This is a genomic window from Grylomicrobium aquisgranense, assembly GCF_033971865.1.
In the GTDB taxonomy this organism is placed as follows: domain Bacteria; phylum Bacillota_I; class Bacilli_A; order Erysipelotrichales; family Erysipelotrichaceae; genus Bulleidia; species Bulleidia massiliensis.
Genome location: NZ_JALBUR010000011.1, coordinates 1 through 22,264 on the forward strand (window position 1 = coordinate 1; position 22,264 = coordinate 22,264).

Consider the following 22,264-nt stretch of genomic DNA (forward strand, 5'->3'; position numbering starts at 1 on the left):
GCCTGTCTGGACCGATTGGTCAACAGAGCATTCAGACTACAATTTAATGGCAAGAATATGCGGAACCCGTCTCTTTAACTGGCGTTCCGCTAAAGCGGAACGGCGCACCGATGAAGCGGAACAGCCGGTCCGTTTTTCCGGATTGTGCATACCTATTCCGCACAGATGTGAAATTCATGTATGAACTGCAAGTCATTCTATGTGAGTTACGAACAGAATACCTCTGCACCAGTTGAGAATTGGACAGCAGACCGTGCAATGAGAGCAAAAGGAGTACATCCGTTTAATGCGGGTGATAAAATTGCAAAGGCTCGGCTTGTAATGGTCGGGTACGATAGAGACAAAGGGAGATTGTATTGGTATTCCTGAACTTGAATTCAGGATGATGACGCCTTATACTGAAGGCCATAAAATTGGGGCAGAATTGAATGATGAAAAGGGGGAAGCAAGATATAGATCAGAGGCGAACATAGCATGAGAAAAAAAGACATCAAAGGATTCACTCTTGCGGAACTTTTAATCGTAGTAGCCATAATTGGAGTGCTTGTTGCAATATCCATCCCGATCTTCAGTAAGCAACTGGAGAAAAGCAGAGATGCAGTTACTGTTGCCAACATTCGATCGGCATACACTGAAGCAATGACAGAGTACATTAGCCCTGATCCGATTGACAAGAATAAGAAGGGTAATGCTTATCCTTCCGGATGGATCGGATCAGGCTATCACTTGTGGCTGAATTACAAGAGCGGAAAAATCAACGTTATTGATGTGGTGATTCGGATTGAAAATACGAAGACAACAGCTGAACTAAATAAAATGTTGCAGGATTCTAACCTTCCATTTAAAGTGAAGGCCAGCGCCTCATCACTTCCTTCGGGAATGTATCTTTTGACCTTTAGCTTTACCGACGACGGTTTTAGTGGCACGGCCACACTAAAGGACATCCCAAATTATTGGAAAAATCTAGAGCTATCTGCATAATAATGTTGCTGCAGATAGAAATAATACCTATGAAGCCCAGATCAAAAGGAGAACATCATGAATTTAGAAGATTTTACAGATAAAGAACAGAAAGAAATCAATGCTGGTCTTTCCACTGCTGAGATCAGTGACAAAGAGGCAGCAGATAAAATTCTTGCATTGGTTCCACAGGAATGGATTAAGAAGATTCCGTTCTTTGTGAGGAAGCATGCGACGACGAAAACAATTGAGAGGATTGCCAATCAGTATCCTGATCTATATGCAGTGGCGAAGAAGCCGGGAGAGCTGCCGGAGAAGGAACGTGAAGAGCTTCGTGTGATCATCACGGATATCTTCAAAGAGAAGATGAACAAGCACAATATCAGATAATACTGGATGATATCTTATTTTCGCTGTCAGGCGGTTTTCGGACTGTCTGATATTTTTTTGGCCTGAACAGGGTCTTTTTATATTGTTTGTTTCCTGCTCCTCAAAATAGCCTTGGCGTCCTGTTTGCCTGTTGTGCAATCGTGCTATGATATGTGCTGCTAGGTGAGGAGATTGTGACATGAACGTGCCGGGTTGGCTCGTATTAAATGTGTATGTTGGTATTATTGCAGTGATGCTGCTGGCAATGACGGTAAGTAAAAAAATGCTGATCAGGCAGGACCGCAGTTTTGTCTTTATGCTTGCTGTCATTCTTTTTCTTCTGTTTGCTGACTCTTTTCATAAGGCACAGTTGAGCAGTACGCTGGGACAGTGGCTCTGTCATGCTGGCACCTATATCGTCTTTGCTGCTGATCCTGTTGGCTATCTGTCTGCCCTGGTCTATATTGATTCCTGGACGGCAGGCACAAAGGATCATGCTGAAAAACTTTTCTATGATGTTGTGATCTGTTATGTGATTGTGAACTTTATACTGGTGACTGTCAGTGCAGTGTTCAGGCTTGACTGGTTCTATTATTATCAGGGTACTTCCTATCAGCATGGCCGGCTGTATGTTGTGCGCGGATTGATGAATATGGCCTTTTGCGCCTTCATTTCTCTGTATATCTTTCTGCGCAGGCGGCAGATCATGACAAACTATACGACGGTTGTTGTTCTGTTCCCGCTGTGTATCCTGCTTGCCGGTTTTCTGCAGGTGTTCATCGGCGGTGCGTCCTATGAATATGCCGGATCAGTGCTGGCATGCCTCATGCTTTTCCTGAAAGTGCAGGCACATAATGTAGATACGGATTACCTGACCGGACTGCTCAACCGCAGGGGGATTGCCAGTCAGCTGGAATATCAGTGCACACATTACCGCAGCGGGCATTCCTTTCTTGTCTATATGATAGACATTGATTTCTTCAAGCAGATCAACGATGAATATGGCCATCATGCTGGTGATGAAGCATTGAAGGCACTCGCCGGTCTGCTGCTGGATACATTTGGAAAAAAGGCAAGCATTGGACGGTATGGCGGAGATGAGTTCCTCGTCATTGATTTTGAAAGCAGTAAACAGGGGGCAGAAAAGAAACTGAAGGAGCTGGACAGCCGCTGTCAGATTTTCAATCAGCACTGTAAGCTTGACTGCCCGCTGTCCTTCTCTGCAGGTTTTGCTTTCTATGATCCGGAAATTGACTCTGATGTAGATAAATTCTTCCATCATATTGATGAACTGATGTATGAGCAGAAAAGATCGCACCATGCTCTGCGCAATAACATAAGTTTCAGTGAAACAGGCTGCTGATTACTTGACCATTATGACAAACATGTTATTCTATCAGCCAGAATAGAAATGACCGGTGATGAAAAATGAGGAAAAGAAAAGGGTTTACGCTGGCTGAGCTGTTAGTTGTGACAGCTATCATTGCGGTGCTTGTGGCAATCAGCATTCCGATCTTTAGCAGTCAGCTGGAGAAGAGTAGAGTTGCTGCGGATCAGGCAAATGTGAGATCCGCCAAGGCTGCTGCGGCAGCGGAATATATGAGCAATGGAGAGAGTGGATCTGTATCCTATGTGTACATTGATGGTTCCGTGACGAAGATAGATCTAACAAATACGATGAATTTGGATAAAAAGGTATCGGAGTCCGGATATGGGAAATCTACAAAAGAAGATGCGGATGGTTCCATCACCGGAGCAACCGGGATGCCGAAGGATTCTGTTGTTGAAGTAAACATTGAAGGATCAGTTATTACTGCCCGGTGGATTCAAGGTCTGCTATCTTATGATTCCGCCACGAAGACACTGACATTTTCAGAGAAGAGTCTTACCAATCAGTCGATTAAGGATGAACTTAGCAGGCTTGGCGTCTCTGCAGAAGAAATTGAACAGATTATCGCGCCGGAAGGATCAAAAATAGAAGATAATACAAAGAATCTGTTCAGTGGTTTTACAAATCTGAAAAAGGTTAATTTATCCCAGGCGGTACTGAAACAGTCCAGTCCGGATCTGTATGCCGGGATGCCTGCATCTGTGAATGAAATTGTTCTGCCAAAGGCAACAAGTGATTACGATATTAAGGGTATATGGTATACGACGGACGGGCGCTGGAATAAATCCAAGTATTACGATAAGGGAAAAGGAACCAGAATTTATGCGAATCAGAGTGGACAAACGATTTATCGGAACAATCCGAAAGGGTAATATGATAGAAGTAATGTTACGAAGATGAAATCACATATGAAGAAAAACTGAAATAAAGGCTTTACACTTGCGGAACTCCTTATTGTGGTCGCCATCATTGGAGTACTGGTTGCAATATCAATCCCGATCTTTACCTCACAGTTGGAAAAGAGCAGGCTGGCGGTGGATATGACCAATGTGAGAAGTGCGAAGGCTGCGGCTGCTGCGGCGTATATGAGTGATGGGAAATCTCTGACATACTCAGTATTATGACCTTCTTTTGTTCATCTTTTTTGCTTTCTTGTTTTGGTGGGGTTATCCTCGTGATAACCGGGTTTGGTTCTGTCTGTGTATGAGGCAGCCAGGACTGGCAGGATGCGGAAAGGAGAACAGAAGGGTTCTGTGGGCAGGACCAATGACAGATCATGGACAGTATATCGATGGTATATTCATTTGAAAGGGCTTATGAGCCATTCTATCTATCATTTCTGGCTGTCTGTCTGGTGATTGCCATTCAGGTATCCCACAGAATTCATTACAATATTGGCAGAGAGTCTGTCATCCGTTCTTTCCGCAGAATTATCTGGGTTTACATCATTTATATCGCTGTTGATACAGCATGGTTGCTGGTGTCTTTCCATACCGCATCCTTGGCAGCAATCCACTTCCTGGAATATCTTGAATCCGGTATTCTGACCTACTTTACCTTCTGCTGGTTTCTTCTTGCTGAATACTATATTAAAGGATTTGCGGTCTCCTGCAGACGCAGAGTGTTTTATGATGCACTTCCGGTGCTTCTGTCAGCTGCCATCACGTGTTTTTACTGCCTGCATGCGGTTGGCATTGCCGGTACAGGGACGCTGTCAGACCAGTGGCTGTACGGCGTGAACATTCTGGCTGATGTATTCTATCTGGTATTTGCCCTGATTCATACGGTTGTCAAATGTCTGCAGGAAAAGCACAGAATCAGACGCAATGGCTATTACGTGATGATGCAGTGCATGATGTATCCCATGATTGGTGCCATAGCAAGTTTCTTCATCAGCTATGTTCCTTATATCATTCTTGGTATTCTTCCTTCTATTACCAAAGTGCTGATTGACATGCAGAATTCCAATATCTATACGGATGCACTCACCCGCATCAACAACAGATACCGTGTGGATGAATATCTGGACCATATCTGGGAGCACTGTTCTCCTGAGCATCCTATCAGTATCTATCTGCTTGATCTCAATCACTTCAAGCAGATCAATGACAGGTATGGACATATGGAAGGCGACCGTGCTCTGGTTGTACTGGCAGAGGCACTGAAGCAGGTGTCGTATGAAGGATTGATGATCGGAAGATTTGGCGGTGATGAGTTTATTATGGTTGATGCCAATGCCAGTCAGGATGACCCGGACAGGATTATCCGTTTGGTGCGTGAGAGTCTGAAGGAGAGAGTGAAACAGGAGAGGCTGCCGTTTCCGCTGACAGTATCTGCCGGATATGCTGTATGTACCAACCCGTATGAATCTGTGCTTGAGGTGAAGAAGAGAGCAGATGTAAAATTGTACAAAGACAAGAAAGCACAGGAATCTCATCTGTATCAGAAAAAGGGAAGATAACAGATCTTGTGATGATGTGGATATCGGTGATATAGCAGTACAGGATGAGTGGTATGAGATCTATGCCGCAGAGAGCATGATCTCTTTTTCTTCATCAGCATTCATTCAGTACTCCAACTGTATGAATTTGTTTGCTCATGTTCATTTTTCACTCCTTGTCATGTAATACTGGTGGTATATTGAAATTGATGTTTGTACGGAGCGGGTTTTCCTGTCTGATTGGATGTGTGCAGATCAGGGAATGTGAAAGTTCCGAAATACTTTATCAATATGCGGATGATGCTTTGCATGCGGCAAAGAAAAGGGGAAGAAATCAGATCTTTGCAGTGGATGATATGAATCAGAAGCAGGGAGATGAAATGGCCTGCTGAAGGAGGCGTTTTGCAGTGACTTGTATGGGGCTGAAAATTTGCGGGGGGGGGGGGTAGAGTCCCTGTATTCCTTATGATGTTGTATTCTGAAAAAGAAGTGTGTCAGTTGTCAGTCTGTCTGAAAGCAGGAAATGAGAAGGGAGGAAGAGAGTATGAAAGCCTATGCGTTTTCTGATGATACACGTGCATTTATTGAGAATGTACCGATTCCGATTGCGGTGTATCAGTACGTTGATGAACAGATCAGGCCTCTTCTTGTTTCCAGGGCATATCTAGATCTTTTCGGATACAGCAGCAGTGAGGAAGCGGTGTATGGTCTTGGCAGAAATCTCTATCGGAATGTGCATCCGGATGATATTGCACGGATGGAGAAGTGTGCTTACGACTTTGCCATGCATAATCATGACTATGATGTTGTGTTCAGAAACCGCCGCCAGGATCAGGAAGATTATCATCTGATTCATGCGACAGGCAGACATATTACGGTAGATGGTGCTGATATTGCTTTTATCACGTATACAGATGAGACGGCAGATACGGGTAAGGACCAGCTGCTTACGGCAGTGCTGACATCTCTGTCTGACAAGTATACGCCTTCTGAAAGTACAGAATTTGCAAAGCATTATGACAGCCTGACCGGACTGCAGAATATGACGCATTTTTTCGATGATGCCGAAAACGGTATTGAAAAGATCCGGGCAAAGAATCAGGTGCCTGTCATCATGTATTTTGATCTGAGTGGATTGAAGGAATATAACAGCAGGTATGGCCTTGAGGTTGGTGACCGGCAGATCAGGGCTCTTGGTGAACTGATCAAAACGTATTTTGGCAGTGACAGGGCTTCCCGGTTTGAAAGTGACCATTTTGCCGTCTATGCAGAAAATGACCGGATTGAAGAAAAGCTGAATGCCTTGTTTGCCAGGATGAATGAGCTTGGTGACGGCAATAATCTGACGGTGAAGACCGGCATCTTTAAGTATGACAATCCTGATACCAGACTGACAGATGCCTGTGACAAAGCCAGACTGGCGTGTGAATCCCTTGCCCGGACAACGGTCTCTGCATATGCATGGTTTGATGCCGATATTCAGAAAAACAATGCGATGAAATTCCATATTATGCGGAATTTTGACAAGGCACTGGAAAATGGCTGGATTCATGTCTATTATCAGCCGATCATCCGCACCATGACCAGAACAGTGTGCAATTGTGAGGCACTGGCACGGTGGATTGATCCTGTCTGCGGGATGATTTCTCCGGCTCAGTTTATTCCGATTCTGGAGGAAACCGGTCAGATCTGTCAGCTGGATCTTTATGTATTTGAACAGGTTTGCAAAGACTATGCAGCGGTTATGAAAGAAGGAATCATTCCGATTCCGGTATCTGTGAATCTGTCCAGAAATGACTTTCTGCATGATGATCTTCCGGATGCGATTGACCGTATTTCAAAGAAGTATGCGGTGCCCAGAGAGTTCACCAATCTGGAGATTACGGAAAGCTTTTTTATCAAAAACATTGATAAAGTGGACCGGTTCATTCAGCGCTTTCATCAGATGGGCTACAAGGTGTGGATGGATGATTTTGGATCCGGATACTCATCTCTGGGGGTATTGAAAAACTATTCTTTTGACAAGCTGAAGCTTGATATGTCTTTCCTGCGGGATTTTGATGATAAATCCCGGCAGATTATCACGGCTATTGTGCGCATGGCAAAGAAGCTGGATATTTCTACGCTGGCCGAAGGGGTTGAAACAGAAGAACAGTTTCTCTTTTTGCGGGAAATCGGATGTGAAAATATACAGGGGTATTTCTTTGCCAGTCCGATGCCAAAAGAAAATCTGGGACCGTATTTGCAGCAGCGTGGTCTGGAGCCTGAAAAGGCGTTCTGGAGATCTTATCTGACCAGACTGAGCCGCATTGACTATCTGACGGATGCGTCTTTGTGTGTTGTGGACGATGATGGTGAAACACTGAAGATTCTCTTTGCAAATAAGGCTTACAAAGAGATCCTGGCAAAGGATAATGTTCATGGTCTGCAGGGATGGGAGAACAGGATCAATGCGCCTGGCGATCCGGTTCATATCTTTCACCGGCAGTATGCGGATCAGCAGCTCAGAAGGAAAGAAGGACCGCAGACAGCAGCCTATCCTTCCGGTGATCACTATATGCAGCTGACAGGAAATGTGGTGGCCAGACAGGGCAATCATTGTCTGTATGCCGTTCATATACAGTATGTGAAGGTAAATGTTGCAGATCTCCAGCAGGCAACGCTGGGGGCGATGAGTGATCTGTACTATTTGTGCAATGATGTCGCAATCTATGACCTTGAAAATGATACGGTTCTGGGCATTAAATCTTCTCTGTCGGATCAGCCGATGGGGGTTGGCACAGAGCTTCATCATATTGATGCGGTGATTCATGCCTGGAGGATGAATTACTGCTATTTTCCTGATCAGGAGCGGCTGGCAGATTTTCTGGATGTCACTACTATGAAAGCACGTCTGGAGAAAAGCAATAATCATGCATTGATGGATTTTTTCCGAAGTAAGACGGCATCGGGAGAATATCAATGGTTTCTGCATATCCTGACCCCCGTGCAGAGATCAGATTTCAATAAAGTGCTGCACGTGACGGTAAATGCCGTCCTGCCAGAGGCAGATATTCAGGAGATTGCGGCGTTGTATCACCAGGAATACAAGGATCATACGCATGTGGAGTTGAGCGGGGATATTCTCTGGAAGAATTTGATCATGAATGCAAAACGCATGTATTTCTGGAAGGATGACAGACGCAGGTTCGTTGGTGCAAGCAAGAGCTTTCTTACATATTTTGGCCTTCAGTCTGAAAAAGAGATCATTGGCAAAACCGATGAGGATATGGGATGGCATATTCATCCGGGGCCATTCAGAAGGGATGAGGAAGAGGTTCTCAGGAAGGGCAGGAAGTTTTATCTGCGCAATGGTGACTGTATTATCAATGGCTCTAATCAGCCTATTGTTGTCAGTAAGATTCCGGTCTATCGTGATGGCAGAATCATAGGAATTCTGGGAACGATGATTGACGCTGCGGAAGAGCAGCAGCCCATTGCAGAAGGCAGGCGGATTTCATCTGTTGATCCAGTGACCGGACTTGCCAATGCCCGTGGTGTTTCGGATGGTGTCTATTCCTTCCTCATTGAGCGTTGGCGGACAGGCATGAATTTTGCGATGATCGAGGTGTATGTGCCGGAATACCGGGAAGTAAAAAAGCTTTATGGAGACAGCTCTGGCGATCGTCTTCTGCAGAAAGTTGGCGGTATTCTGAAAGACTGCGCTGGCAGGAATTGTATCATTGGCAGAACCCAGGAAAGCTATTTTGACCTGATCATGAGATTTACCGGCAAGGAAGAAGTCAGAAACGTTGCCAGAAAGATCCGGACAGCCATAGAGTCTGTGCGGCAGGCAGGTCAGTGGAGCGGCAACTGCAGCGTTGTCATCAGGGCTTCCTATACGGATTCGTCCAGCCGTGAGCCAAATGACTATCTGAGAGGTTTGTCCGGCCTCATTCTCAATAGTGATGATACGGAAGAACTGTAAAAGTACATTGTATAAAGCGTGGTTTAAGGGCATAGCCGGCGTAGTACGCGCAGTGACCGGGTGATGCTTCAGACGGGAGGGATGCTGTCGTGAGTGCGGATCTTGATGAAATGGAAGATTATGAAATTGATGGGTATATGGAAATACCGGTTCCGTATGCTGTGTTTAAGCTGATCTATAATGCGGCAAAAGACCGGGTGACTGAGACGAAGTATGTCTTTGTCAATGAGAAATATTGTGAAATGGCAAACCGGAAACGGGAAGATTTTATTGGGAAGAATTTCACCGAGGTCTATCCGGATGCGGATGACCGCTGGTTTGACTATTGTGAAAAGGCTGCTGCACAGAACAAAGTATTGCGCGGCAGAATGTATGAACCACTGATCTCTCACTGGCTGGATTTTACGGTGGCACCTGCAAAGAAACCGGGATATGTGACCTATATATTTGCAACGGCAGACCGTGAACAGGAACTGATGGAGATCAGAGCACGTGAAAATCTGACTGCCCAGACCATTCTGCGCATGTCAGAGATCCTGAGCAGTGGCGAGGACTATGAAGACAGCATCGGCCATGTTCTGCAGGAACTCTCGAATGTGATTCATCCTGACCGTCTTTATGTTCTGGAAACAGACCGTATCACGGCATCCAATACCTTTGAATGGTGCGCACCTGGGGTGACGCCTGAAATCGATACCTTGCAGAATCTGGATTATCAGGATTATCTGCAGGGATGGGAACAATTTGCGGCTGCTCATACCAGTGTTGTGCTTTCTGATATTGCGGTGCTGAAGGAGAAAGACCCGCTCAACTATGAGAATCTGATACGGCAGGGCATCCGGCGTCTGATGGCAGTGCCGTTTTATCAGAATGACAAACTGATCGGCTATCTTGGTGCTGATAATTATGAGGAAAGTGACAAGATCAATACCCAGAGACTGCTGGAAACAGTGTCCTTCTTTATTGGTTCCCGCATTATAAACCATCATTTGATTGAGAATCTGAAGAAGATGAGCCGGCACGATATGCTTACCAAGGTGCATAACCGTAATGCCATGATCGAAGACAGTGAGGCAATCAAAAGAGGCAGCGGGAGTATTGGGGTTGTGTATGCGGATATTAACGGTCTTAAGAAGCTCAATGATGAAAAGGGACACCATGCCGGTGACCGGGCGATCTGCTTTGTAGCCCGCATTCTGAGTGAAACGTATGGGGAAGACAGTGTTTATCGTGAAGGCGGGGATGAGTTTGTTGTCCTGCTGAAAGATATTACCCGGGAAGAATTTGCCAATAAAAACCGCCGGCTCAGACGATTGCTGGGTCAGCAGAAGATGTATCATATCGCGATTGGCACTGCCTGGGATGCGGATACAGGAAAACTGGATAAAACGATCAGGCGGGCTGACCGTTTCATGTACATGCACAAAGCAGATTACTACGTTCATCATGACCGCCGGTGCAATAAGATCTGAAAGAAGCAGGCATCATAACAGAATCATCATTCCTGCAGCATGAAGAAGGGCTGTTCAGGATACGATAGCGGGGCTTTGCTGCCTGACAATGCATAAAATCTCAGAGGTGTGTTAGCTACATTGCTGGTTGAGAGAGGCTTGCAAAATGGGAAGTCACATCATTCCGACCATATCAGAAAGCAGCAGGGGCTGACAGTTAACCATAGGAAAATGCCAGAAAGTGATTTGTTGTTGGAATCACTTTCTGGCATGATTTGCAGCTACTGTTCTGATCTGGATTGCAGCAGCGCATCCAGAAGCCGGATCTGATGTTCCAGCTTTTTCATTGTCTTTGACAATCTTGTTTTTGCCTGCTGCAGGATTGCTTCTTCGTCACCATCCTGATTGAGAATGGCATCGATTTCCTTCAGCGTCAGTCCGCAGGACTGATATGCCATGATGGTTTTCAGTCTGGCAATGGCAGAACTGCTGTACATCTTGCCGTGCTGTTTCCCGTTCCGGTTTGTTGGCTTCAGCAATCCGATTTTGTCATAGTAAAACAGTGTTTTGCGGGTAATGCCTGTTTCTTTGCATACATCGTGTACTGTTTTCATGGGCTGACTGGTATCAGCGAGTGTACAACTGTTCCGTATGAGACCAGTCAAGTAGTCAATGCCTGTTTCAGTGTGATTTTTTTTCATGATCACGTCCTCCTGAAACAGGACGCGATTTTTTCGCGGACAGACAAAGCTGGATGGATGTCAGCCGCATCAGAATAATAACCTTGACAGTTCCCCTGCAGGACAGATGCAGACTGTGGATAAAGAGGAATGGGAGGTTATATGAAAGCAGTTAAACAGATCATGATACTGGTGGGGCTGTCCTGTACGCTGACAGCCGGGTGTGGAAAAAAGGCAGATACAGCTGCCCTGGCATCACCTGCGGACAACACACCGCTGGCGCAGGTGACTGCCCAGCCTGCAGCAATGACGCCTGCCAGTCAGAATGGGGAGACAGTGAGCCCGGAACTGAAGGAATTTCTGGATTCCTATGAAGCGTTTGTGGATGAGTATGTTGCATTTATGCAGCAGTACAATGAGAATCCCAGTGATGCAGCAATGGCAGAATCGTATGCGCAGTACATGCAGAAGTATGCAGAGTTTGCACAGAAAGCGAACACGTATGCGGATCAGGAGGGGGAAATGTCCACGGCGGATGAGAATTATTTAATTGAGGTGATGGCCCGCATTTCTATTAAGCTGAATCAGGCTGCTGTGAATGCAGACCAGACCAATGGATGAACAGGGGGATCAGGACAGGATTTCTGCCAGGTGATGAAATCAGGCAGGAATCCTGTTTTTTGCTGGGACAGAAAGGGCAGGAAAAAGCAGTGCTGGCACCGCTTACAATTGTAAAAAATGTCGGGTTTCACAGAACCTTTGGCGTTTTTGGAGTATAGTATTGATGTCCTGGACACATGTTTTTGTGTACCCGGGATAAAAGGATGAACATGAAGCAGAACTGCATGAGAAAACTGAGGTCGCAAAGCGGTGTATCACTGAGTGTAGCATTGCTGTTTTTTGTTGTCTGTGCAGCTCTGGCCTCGATGATTCTGGCAGCAGCCTATGCAGCATCTGGCAGAGTAACCAGTCGCATGACATTGAATCAGGACCAGTATGCGGCTGATTCGGCTGCTTCCTTGATTGCAAAGGAACTGCAGAATGATGTCATTGTGATCCAGGAAAAGGCGGATGTAATGCAGAAGGAGGATGGCTCCTATACTGTGCAGGCGCAGGCAGATGGCAGTGGGATCAGTACTTCATATTATGAGATAAACCATAGTGTTGCGTCTGTTGAGGAAGCCCGGGAATTAATAGAAAAATATGATTCGTCGGTAAAAAATGAAACCACAGACAACCAGTCTTTGCTGGTGAAGGAATATACCAGTATGTACAGTGCATATCTTGGCCATTATACGACTGGTACAGAAAAGTTCTATCAGGCAAAGCTTGTCAGTGCAGCTCTGGATGAATCATTGCAAAGCAGAGAAAGCCGTTTTGGTGTTGCTGTTGGCAGTGATGATAAGATGCAGTGTAGTGCGGTGATGACGCTGGCAAGTGATCTGTCTCTGGATATTTCCGTCACCAGCAACAAGTCTACGATTCATGTGTACTGTGTACCGGATATTATTACGGTATATACGTATGCTGTCAAAGATGAGGGTGATGTCAATGGTGTACAGACTGTGACCAAGACTACGATGATTTCGTTTGAAGGGGCAAAGGTGACACGCTCATGAAGAAACTCAGAAGCAATAAGGGTGAAAGTATTGCCGAAGCACTGGCTGCATTATTGGTTGCAGTGCTTGGCGGACTGATGGTTGCCGGTGCTGTGACGTCTTCCAATAAGTCCATGGCAAAGACCGATGCCCTGATGCGGTCTTATTATGAAAGAATTACAGCTCTGGCAGATCCATCATCTGCCAAAAAAAGCACATCAACAGCAGTATTGAAAACAAATGATGGCGTCTGGTTTACCCTTTCCAGTGCGGGAAAAGATGGAAAAGGCGTTCCGGTAATTGTCTATACTGAAAATCAGCAGGATGAACCTCTGAAATATTACGAACCCGATTCCAACAAGTAAGGAGCAGACATGGCCAAAGTGACAAGATGGAAAAATCGAGGATTTACACTGTCAGAAACAATGGCAACCATTTTGATCATGGGCCTGGTTGGTCTGATCATTGTTGGCGGCTTTTCTGCCTATATCCGCTCCTGGCGGAATATTACAAGAAAAGCAAATGCTGAGTTGTTCATGTCAACACTTGAAGTCAAAATGCAGGAAGAACTGGAATATGCGACGTCTGTGGCAGCAGATAAAGATGGAAATGTGCAGTGGTTTACAGATGATGGCACCGGTTATGCCACAATGTTTGTCAATGGTACAGTGGATCAGGCATTTGGCATCAGAACAAGTGCCAATCCCGACAGCCTGGACAGAGCAGAAGCAGAAGATCTGGTCAGTGACGGCACGTCGGATGGCATGTATGCAACATATGCAGATCTTACATATGATGAGAAAACTCATGTATTTACGATTAATGAATTAACGATTAAAAGGGAATCGGATAACAGAACTTTATATCAATTGGGTACTCTGAAGATACGGAATGTGAATGACGCTCCGGTTGTGAAATAGTAAGTGAGATAGAAATGCGCAGATACAGCAGTAAAAACAGAAAAGGTTTCACGCTTGGCGAGATGCTGATAACAGTGGCAGTCGTGGCGATTCTTTCGGCCGTTGCCATTATTTCTGTTGTCGGCTACCTTTGGAATGTGCGGTTGCTGGATGCTGATCAGGCTGCCAGGGAAGTGTATCTGGCAGCGCAGTATCATCTCAGTCTTGCCAGAGAGCGTGGAATGCTTGATCAATACAAAGATGATTTGGGTACTGTGGATCAGTTGTATAAAGGCAGTGACTATGTCAATCAGGATGGCGGCACATTGTATGATCTGGTGTATTCCCCGGGAAACAATGCGGCCGATGTCATCAATGCCATCCTGCCCCAGGGTTCCATAGACGAAACCATGCGGACAGGAGGCAGCTATATCATTACCTATGATAAAGATACCGCCACCGTGATCGGCGTGTTTTACTCATACGCAGGCAGAAACTATGGCTATTCCTTTACTGCGGACACACTGACAAAAGAGGCGGATGCTTTGCAGGATGCCATGAAGGACAGGGACAGCTCAGCTGCCAAGGCAGTGCGCAAACACTTCCCGGATACAAAAGCCAGGAAGACCATTGGATTCTATGGCGGTAAGGATCTGGCGGCTGCCGGCAAGAGTGATGCCCCGCTGCTGCGGATCGAAAATGGAGATACGCTAAATGCAATTGTTACTCTGAGCAAAGAGCAGAATGATCTATTTTCACAGCCACAGCGTGATCATGCCGTTCAGCTGACCATCAAAGGACAGACGTCAGGTAATACGGTCACCAAGGTGTTTGACGCCAGTACTAACAAGGCAGATGTCACCACAAGCGGCAATGGTCTGTACCAGTATGCTGTTGTTCTGGACGCATGGCAGGATCAGAACGGCGATGATAAGAAACAGATTGACTGGCAGTTTAAAGATACCGCCAAACCACTGATTCCGGGTGAAAACATCACGGTGACAGCTAGCATTGTGAAAAAAAATAATGATGGTTCCTACAGCTCTGCTTCAAAACCTTCCAACAGTGTACTGACAAACTCCATGTTTGGATCTTTGAAAACAGTGAATGGTCAATATACTGTTACGATCAGCAGTATCCGTCATCTGGAAAATCTTTCTAAAATCAGTGAGGACAGTGCGAAGCAGCTGAATATTGCCAATGCAAAGCAGGTTACTGATATCAGCTTTACGGCTTATCAGAAGAACATGGCTTCCTTCTTCAACTCTGATAAACCGGAAATGTATAGTTATCTTCCTGTTCCTTTGAAAAATGAACTGACGTATGATGCCGGATATCTCGATGGAGATAATGCCCGCCAGTATATGCTTTCCGATATTGATGCGGTTGGCGGTGGTGTATTTGATACTCTTGCCAAGGATAAGAAACTCACAGTTTCCAACCTGCAGATCGTTGATATCAATGTCAAGTCAACAGGAAGTGCATATGCTGGTGCTCTGCTTAGTGAAGCAGGTGAGAATTCAACAGTCAATACGAATAATGTATTGGTCTGGGATAAGTCTGCCACTATTGGTATTTCAGCAGAAACGGATGCCGGTGGTCTGATCGGTCACAGTGATGGTAATGTGATTATTAAGAATACGGCTGTTTCTGCCTATGTAAAGTCTACAGGAGGAAATGCCGGCGGTCTGATTGGCAGTGCATCCAGCCTAAGCGTGAGCAGCAGCTATGTCTCTGCCCATACCTATCAGGGAGATTTTGTCACTGATGTTAATCCACAGACAGACAAACACAGCCAGCACTATAACATCATTGCCGGGCAGGGAAATGCCGGCGGTATCGTCGGCTCTGTATCAAGTCTGTACAAGCTGACCAACAGCTACGTGACTGCTTCAATCTATGGCAAAACAGCCAATGCCTTTGCCGGTGCGGTTTCCGACAATGACGCTTACACAAAGAACAAATGTTATGCTGTTTCTGTTATTAATGGCAGAAAAGTCAAGGAACCATCCACTTTCAGTGGAATTGCAGATAGAAGTACAAAATATGTCAATGATGAATCATTGCTCGCAGGCAATGATGAAGTTATTTATCCATTTACTGTTATCAGTACAAATGATGTTAATGCCAAGGCATGGTTTCTGAAGACACATGTTGGTGACTGGACAATGCCAAGGGAAGATGAGAAACCGTCTGTCAGCTTTAATAATGATGAAATCCTGCAGTTGATCGCTTCAGTACCAAATGCAGGGCCAGATGATGAAGTAGAGATACAGTTCTTCTACCAGGGAGTTTATGGACTGGCGAATCTTTCTTCAGCTCATGCTTATAAGACTTTCGTCTTTAATGAGGATAAGGTCACTAAAGAATGGAAGATCACTGTCAAAGACAAAGATGGAAAGGTCCAGAATGACAGTGATTGGATGTCTGATTTGTGCAAGGCAGAAACGATAGGTAATGTTACAACCTTTACCATTAATATTGACGACATTACCTATTATAAAAATGGGCATCATGGAAACTTTACCAACGTAATTTCACAAGGCAGCGGACATCCTGCGGGATATGATGTGACTGCCCGTGTTATGGTGAACGGTACAACTGTTTCTGATCCAGTCTATACAAACAGTTTGTATGGAGATAATACGAATAAAGATAATACAGTTATCAGTTGTGCACGCCATTTGCAGAATGTGTCTCATGAAGTAAGTGATTGGAGAACTGATATATTTTCTATGAATTTGACTTCAGACATCTTTTGGAACACACCTTCCAATAGTTTCTTTGACCGTGTGAAAAAACTTCGCATAAGCCAGGATGATGTTGTGGATGGTGTGTATACAAAGGACGGAAAATTAATCGCAGACAAGAAATTCTTATCAATCGATGGATCGACATACTTTGACAATAATAGAAAGAATTCCGGTTTTGAAGGAAATGGGCACACAATTTCAGATATCTCTTTTGAAAAAGAAAATGGTTTAGCGGGCCTTTTTGGATATATTGGAATAAATGGTTTCCAAATAAGTAATTTAACAATCCAAAATGGAAAAATTCAAGAAAGTGGAGGTGTTACATCTGCCGGCTTATTTGCAGGATCATTCCAAAATGGCATAATTTCACACTGCTTTGTCACAGGTGTTGATAGTCAGGTCAGAATAGGAACTTCTGGCGATGCCGGCGGGCTTGCTGGTTATCTGCAAAATACTACGGTGTCTGACTGTGGTGCCTCTGCCTATGTTCAGGGTGGAAATGCCGGTGGTCTGGTTGGAAACTTTAATTCGGGTACGATTACAGCCAGTTTCAGCGGTGGAAGAACAACAAATGGCAGTTATCTCAGTGATGCTAAGAGAACCGGATATTTCAATGTGGAAGGATATGTGACTGCTGGCGGCTTAGTCGGCGATTGCTTAGGAAAAGTTTCCAACAGTTATTCTTCCAGTTCCGTCTTTGGCGGCGAAAAGAGTGATGAGCAGAAGGACCAGTGGGGCTATACAACCGGAAGTGTGAAGGTTGGCGGTTTGATTGGCGCAACAACAATGAGTGAATCCGGCGCTATCAATAACTGCTATGCCGTCGGCATGGTACAGGGGCCTAAGGGTTCTACAGGCGCTCTGGTCAGTACGTACGGCGACTGGCAGAACGATATGATGCAGAATAATTACTATCTGGAGGGTATCAATTTTGATTCGGATACTTTGGAAGAACTCCCTGCAGCAAGCTGTCTGACCAGTGGTAAAAATTATGATGACAATTTTAAAGCTGTGGATTACTACAGTTTGAATAATCCGATTGATAAACCAAACGACAGTGTTATTTACATTACCTATTCCTATGATGATGGCTTGAAGGGTGATTATCCGTTCATTTCGTATACAAGGCAGAGCGATAATTCCAATATCAGTGTACATTATGGCGGTTGGCAGATCCCTGTGGATAAGATACAGTATCGCTGGGTAAAGCTTTACGATGAGAATCACACAACAATGCTTGCAAGCAAGGCTGTTCTGCGTGGATCCAGTTTTGATATCAGCAAAATCAAGCCAACGAATCCCGATGGCAAGACTTTTGTTGGATGGATAGATGCCAATGGCAATGTTTTAAGTGTGGCCGATTTCACTTCTATCTCCAAAGATATTACTGCTTATGCAAAGTATTCCAGGCAGATGACATTTAAGTATGTGAATCCGGAAACAGGAAAAGACGCAGGTCGTGTTGCAAATGTGGATTTCAATACGGATGACAGTGTAACAGTGCCTAAAGCGCCAGTTATTTCCGGTTATGCCTTTGATGGCTGGTATACGAAAATTGATGGCGGCGAAAAGGCTGTTGTCGTCGACGGAAAGATTTCAAATCCTGCGATTAAGACTAACATTTACTATGCGCGCTACAGACAGATCAGGACATATACCTATACGATGATCTTCTGCTATGAAAAAGATGACGACAAGCCGGTAGAAGAGATTTCTTCTTTGAACAGGATTGTGTACCAGAGAACCAGTGACAATTATTCTACCTTCAGCCAAGTTGTCGATCTGTCTAACAAGACAGTTGCAAACGCCACCGTTGACAAGCTGGTTGTTGTAAAGAATGATGATCCCAAGGAAGTAATTCGTACTGATGATAACGTTAATCAGAAATCCACAGTCACGATGACTGGTGATGCCTTTAATAAGACTTACTATGTGATGTATAAAGCACAAACGGTCACCTATACTGTTGAGCATATTTTCCATGATTCTACTACAACTCTTGACGATCGTACGATCAGTGATCACAACTTCGCTTTCAAGGATGGAAATGGTAATGATAAGCTTGTCTACAGCAAGGGTAATACAGTCACACTGACAGAGACTCTTACCGGGTATGTCGGCAGCAAGACCCGTGCCTCTTTGCTGGATCTTTCCTCTGTGAAAGATGAATTTGAAGTCACCAGTACATTTGAACAGAAGAATCTGAAAGATGCAAAAAGAAATGTCACAATCACGATCGATTACTACCGCAAGAAATATACGTTGGAGTATTCCGCGCCTGACGCAAATAACTACATTCCACCGGTTTCGATCGACTATGGCGCTCCGGTGACCCTTGCAAACAAGGATCAGGTTGTACGTCCTGGTTATACGTTGACAGATTGGACAATCAGCTATAATGACGCAGAACAATCAAGGGGATTTGAGATTGCTTCGATGCCTGCAGCAGATGTGACCGCAGCTGCAAACTGGACTGTGAATAAAACTGCCAAGGTGACGGTGCAGTTCTGGCAGCAGAAGCCGCATAAAAAGGAGAGCTATACAACTGCTGATTATGACTACTATGGTGCTTATACAGTGGATGCTGCAATTGGCTCAAAATATCCCGTTGACCATGACAATGCTCTGAAGCTGCTTGCTAAGAGGAACCCGTCAGATTTTGATCATTTCAAGTGTAACGAAGGCTTAAGCGCGACAGAAGTTACCGTAGCTGCGGATGGTTCAAATACGATTAATCTGTATTATGACCGTGATGTGATTACGATTAATTTCTACAAATATTCATGGGACTGGCGGTATTTAGAGTGGCATTTAGATGAGATAGTTCCCCGGACCGGCCTGTATGGTGAGGAATTTGATGAGGATCAATGGGATAACAGATATGATTGGTATGATTCATTTGACCGTTTTTTTGGTCCTAGTGGAACCAGACTGACATTTATTACGTATTTCCATGCGGAAGATGATGCTGGTGCGGATTCCAGTACAATGACTCTCTATGGAAAACCTGCTAAGGGTGGATATTATACGGTCAGCCATTATCTGGAGAAACTGAATGGTAACGGCAGGCACGATGAAACAGGATATGATTTGAAGAATTATACTCTTACTTCTGGTGACATACCATTCACATTATCAAACAAATATCCCAATGGGTATAATCTGGAAGGTTACAGCATATATTCCCGTAATTTGAATGATAGATTTTTCACTCCGGCTTCTGCAGGCGAACCTGTTTATTATGGCCGGAACAATCTTGCTGTCTTCTATAAACGCAAAAACATCACCATTACACTGTCCAATGCCGTGATTAACAATGTTCAAAGTGGAGTTGATTATCAGTTTACAGAGAAGTATGGGACGTCTTATAAGACGATTGCCTCTGAATTGCAAAAACTGGAAGTCAGTAAACCGGTGAATGCGCAGGGTGAGGAGTTTGTTGGCTGGTATCTGGATTCCGGCTGTACACAGCCATTTACTGGAGACGATGAGACATTGGATGGACCGCTGCAGTTGTTTGCAAAGTGGGAAAACTGCAAGTACCATGTGAACTTCTATTATGGAAATGAGAAGGATACAGCTCCATTGAAGACAGTGGACGTGTCTTCTGGGGATGTGCTGTCAGGTGAGTTCCCTGATCTTTCTGCGGATGAGGGGTATGAAGTACGCTGGTATTATCGTGATTCTGCTGATAATGAGCATCAGTATGTAAAGGATCGGCAGATTCAGTTGGATCTTGTTTCTAAGAAAGAAAAGGATTCTGCTGGCTATTACACGATCAATCTGTATGCGCGTAAGGTGGCTGTTAATCCTGTTCATCTGTATTATGAGCTGTATGATCAGGATGCGGCACAAGTGATTACGTATCAGGGAAGTGGAAAGCTTGAAACAGAGGAAACCTATTCGGTTGGTGCGGCCTTTACGATTACGCCGCCTGATCTGGATGGATATGGATATACATTTGTGTTCGGTAATACAGGTGTTGCTTCATCGAATACGCAGGAGAATCCGATTCGTCTTGTCTATGCAGAGAAGCAGGACAGCTGGCGTCATATAGTTGAAACCTATGCCCGCTATGCAGATATTGATGACAGCGGCAGGACAGCGGTGTCTGAGAAGCTTTCTTCCAGGACCGCTCTGAATGATTCGGCTGTACAATATGCCGTGGATACTGCTCCCGAACTGGATGGATATACATTTGTGCAGTCTGCGCTGCTGGCGGATGAGAATGATACTTCGTATGCTGTATCTGATGATTCGCAGATAACAGTGAATAAACCTGATAGTAAGGATCAGAGCCAGGTTGTGCGGTTCTGGTATACACCATCGTTTGATGGCACTTTGCAGAATAGCAGTGCTGTCTATGATGGAAAAGAACACAGTGTCTCCTATCAGCTGAACAGTGTGCCTGCGGTTGGCTCGAACAATACGCTTGTGTATAAGTACACGTATTCTTTGAACAATGCGTCAACTGCCACAACGTATGTGCAGTATGCATGGACCAATGCGGATGGGACAACGGGTACGTATGGGCATGCGCCTGTCAATGCGGGTGTGTACTCTGTTCAGGTGGAGATCTTGTTGTTCAAGGCTGGCAGCGTAAATACATCTGAATTGGATCGTGGTGAGAATCTGCTGACGGTGTATCGTAATGCATCTGCTGGTTCTCTGACGATTTCTCCAGCTGAGCTGGTTATTACCTCTGGTTCACAGAGCTGGTTGTATGGTACAAATGGCACGGGCTTCCATACCAATACTGACTGGAGTGCCACTGTCAATGGTGCTGCTGTAGATCAAAAAGAGCTTCATGTTACGGTGAGCTTCCTGGATACCTCCAAGATTCAGCAGCCTGGTACCATGGCCAATGAGTTTACGGTCAGCTTTACGGATGCTGGTGCTGCCAATAACTATGCTGTCACCAAGGTCTATGGATCTTTGCATGTGGATTGGCAGTACAGGGTGAAGTATGTATTGTCTTTGCCGGATGTTGTTTATGAGGCAAAGAGTGATGCCGAGAAGGCAGACGCCGTCAGGAATGATACCGATGTCAAGCCGGTCGAGATAGTGATGCAGCAGTTTGTTGTGACTTCTGAGAATCCGAATGTATTTGATGCGGCGAAGGCGGATGATAGTAAGCCTGCTGCATTGGATGGATTGAAGCTGACCAATGGTGATGCGGTGCAGAATGTTGGCTATCACAATGGTGATCAGACAGTAACCTATGTATATACGCCTGACTTTGATGGTGTCTCGATTGTCAAAGATGATGCGCTTGGCGTGTATGAGATGAAGCTGGCGGATAATGCGGAGAAGCTGAAGAAAGTGCTGTCTGCATTGAAGCCGTATCTGGCGGATCAGACACCGCATTCTGCAGATGATACGCCTGCTCCGGATGCGTCTGACTATCAGAAGTATCTTGGTACCAAAAATCCGGATTATCGTCTCGTGTATGAGATGACATATACTCAGCAGAACAGTGCTGGTACTGCTGGTGCATCTTCAACGGTTGTGTACCTAGCTGGCGAAGATGGTACGGTGAAAGACAAGGATGGCAAGGCTGCTGTATTGTCTGGCTCTGTGCCTGCGTCTGGTACGTATGTGGTAAGCGGCAGAATTGTGCTGCAGCATCGTTCTGATGTGCTGGACAAAGATGGCAGAAAGACCGGTGATCAGTGGTCAGATGCCAACATTGTGTATGTGTCTTCTGATACGCAGAATGTAACTGTGACATTGAAATAAGACTAGAAACGGAGGGGC

14 protein-coding genes and 1 pseudogene are annotated in these 22,264 nt (G+C 45.1%); 14 read left to right on the forward strand and 1 reads right to left on the reverse strand.

Annotated elements, in window-relative coordinates:
* The 9 genes and pseudogenes from MOZ60_RS05675 to MOZ60_RS05710 all read left to right on the forward strand — a co-directional run.
* On the forward strand, nt 1-184 hold a 184-nt coding region (locus MOZ60_RS05675), incomplete at its 5' end, for a hypothetical protein (RefSeq protein WP_370595947.1).
* A 290-nt stretch (nt 185-474) separates the two neighbouring features.
* Nucleotides 475-981: a type IV pilin protein gene (locus MOZ60_RS05680; RefSeq protein WP_370595948.1), complete on the forward strand. Its 507-nt coding sequence runs from the start codon at nt 475-477 to the stop codon at nt 979-981.
* 57 nt (nt 982-1,038) lie between these two features.
* Nucleotides 1,039-1,350 (forward strand): hypothetical protein, encoded by a 312-nt coding sequence (locus MOZ60_RS05685; RefSeq protein WP_370595949.1) that lies wholly within the window; start codon nt 1,039-1,041, stop codon nt 1,348-1,350.
* Between the two features lie 178 nt (nt 1,351-1,528).
* Nucleotides 1,529-2,692, forward strand: a complete 1,164-nt coding sequence (locus MOZ60_RS05690; protein ID WP_370595950.1) for a GGDEF domain-containing protein — start codon at nt 1,529-1,531, stop codon at nt 2,690-2,692.
* Between the two features lie 65 nt (nt 2,693-2,757).
* On the forward strand, nt 2,758-3,591 hold the full coding sequence (locus tag MOZ60_RS05695; protein ID WP_370595951.1) for a type II secretion system protein: 834 nt from the start codon (nt 2,758-2,760) through the stop codon (nt 3,589-3,591).
* A 57-nt stretch (nt 3,592-3,648) separates the two neighbouring features.
* A pseudogene (locus MOZ60_RS11570) lies at nt 3,649-3,843 on the forward strand (type IV pilin protein); the annotation flags it as partial.
* A 152-nt stretch (nt 3,844-3,995) separates the two neighbouring features.
* Nucleotides 3,996-5,180 (forward strand): GGDEF domain-containing protein, encoded by a 1,185-nt coding sequence (locus tag MOZ60_RS05700; protein ID WP_370595952.1) that lies wholly within the window; start codon nt 3,996-3,998, stop codon nt 5,178-5,180.
* 523 nt (nt 5,181-5,703) lie between these two features.
* Complete coding sequence (locus tag MOZ60_RS05705) at nt 5,704-9,126, forward strand: EAL domain-containing protein (RefSeq protein WP_370595953.1); 3,423 nt, start codon at nt 5,704-5,706, stop codon at nt 9,124-9,126.
* Between the two features lie 89 nt (nt 9,127-9,215).
* Nucleotides 9,216-10,598 carry a sensor domain-containing diguanylate cyclase gene (locus tag MOZ60_RS05710; RefSeq protein ID WP_370595954.1) on the forward strand — a complete coding sequence of 461 codons (1,383 nt, stop codon included), beginning with the start codon at nt 9,216-9,218 and terminating at the stop codon, nt 10,596-10,598.
* Nucleotides 10,599-10,858: 260 nt separating this feature from the next.
* Here MOZ60_RS05710 and MOZ60_RS05715 read toward each other — a convergent pair whose 3' ends face one another.
* Nucleotides 10,859-11,278: a MerR family transcriptional regulator gene (locus MOZ60_RS05715; protein ID WP_370595955.1), complete on the reverse strand. Its 420-nt coding sequence runs from the start codon at nt 11,276-11,278 to the stop codon at nt 10,859-10,861.
* Between the two features lie 141 nt (nt 11,279-11,419).
* Between MOZ60_RS05715 and MOZ60_RS05720 the strand changes: the two genes are divergently transcribed.
* The 5 genes from MOZ60_RS05720 to MOZ60_RS05740 all read left to right on the forward strand — a co-directional run bounded on the left by MOZ60_RS05720 (nt 11,420) and on the right by MOZ60_RS05740 (nt 22,246).
* Nucleotides 11,420-11,878 (forward strand): DUF6591 domain-containing protein, encoded by a 459-nt coding sequence (locus MOZ60_RS05720; protein WP_370595956.1) that lies wholly within the window; start codon nt 11,420-11,422, stop codon nt 11,876-11,878.
* A gap of 224 nt (nt 11,879-12,102) precedes the next feature.
* Nucleotides 12,103-12,876, forward strand: coding sequence for a hypothetical protein (locus tag MOZ60_RS05725; RefSeq protein ID WP_370595957.1), 774 nt, complete (start codon nt 12,103-12,105; stop codon nt 12,874-12,876).
* Nucleotides 12,873-13,220: a hypothetical protein gene (locus MOZ60_RS05730; RefSeq protein ID WP_277635087.1), complete on the forward strand. Its 348-nt coding sequence runs from the start codon at nt 12,873-12,875 to the stop codon at nt 13,218-13,220. The genes MOZ60_RS05725 and MOZ60_RS05730 overlap by 4 nt, the downstream gene beginning before the upstream one ends.
* 9 nt (nt 13,221-13,229) lie before the next feature.
* The gene (locus MOZ60_RS05735) at nt 13,230-13,775 is read left to right on the forward strand and encodes a PulJ/GspJ family protein (protein WP_370595958.1); all 546 of its coding nucleotides are present in this window, start codon (nt 13,230-13,232) and stop codon (nt 13,773-13,775) included.
* A 14-nt stretch (nt 13,776-13,789) separates the two neighbouring features.
* Nucleotides 13,790-22,246 carry an InlB B-repeat-containing protein gene (locus MOZ60_RS05740; RefSeq protein WP_370595959.1) on the forward strand — a complete coding sequence of 2,819 codons (8,457 nt, stop codon included), beginning with the start codon at nt 13,790-13,792 and terminating at the stop codon, nt 22,244-22,246.
* The last annotated feature ends 18 nt before the right edge of the window (nt 22,247-22,264 follow it).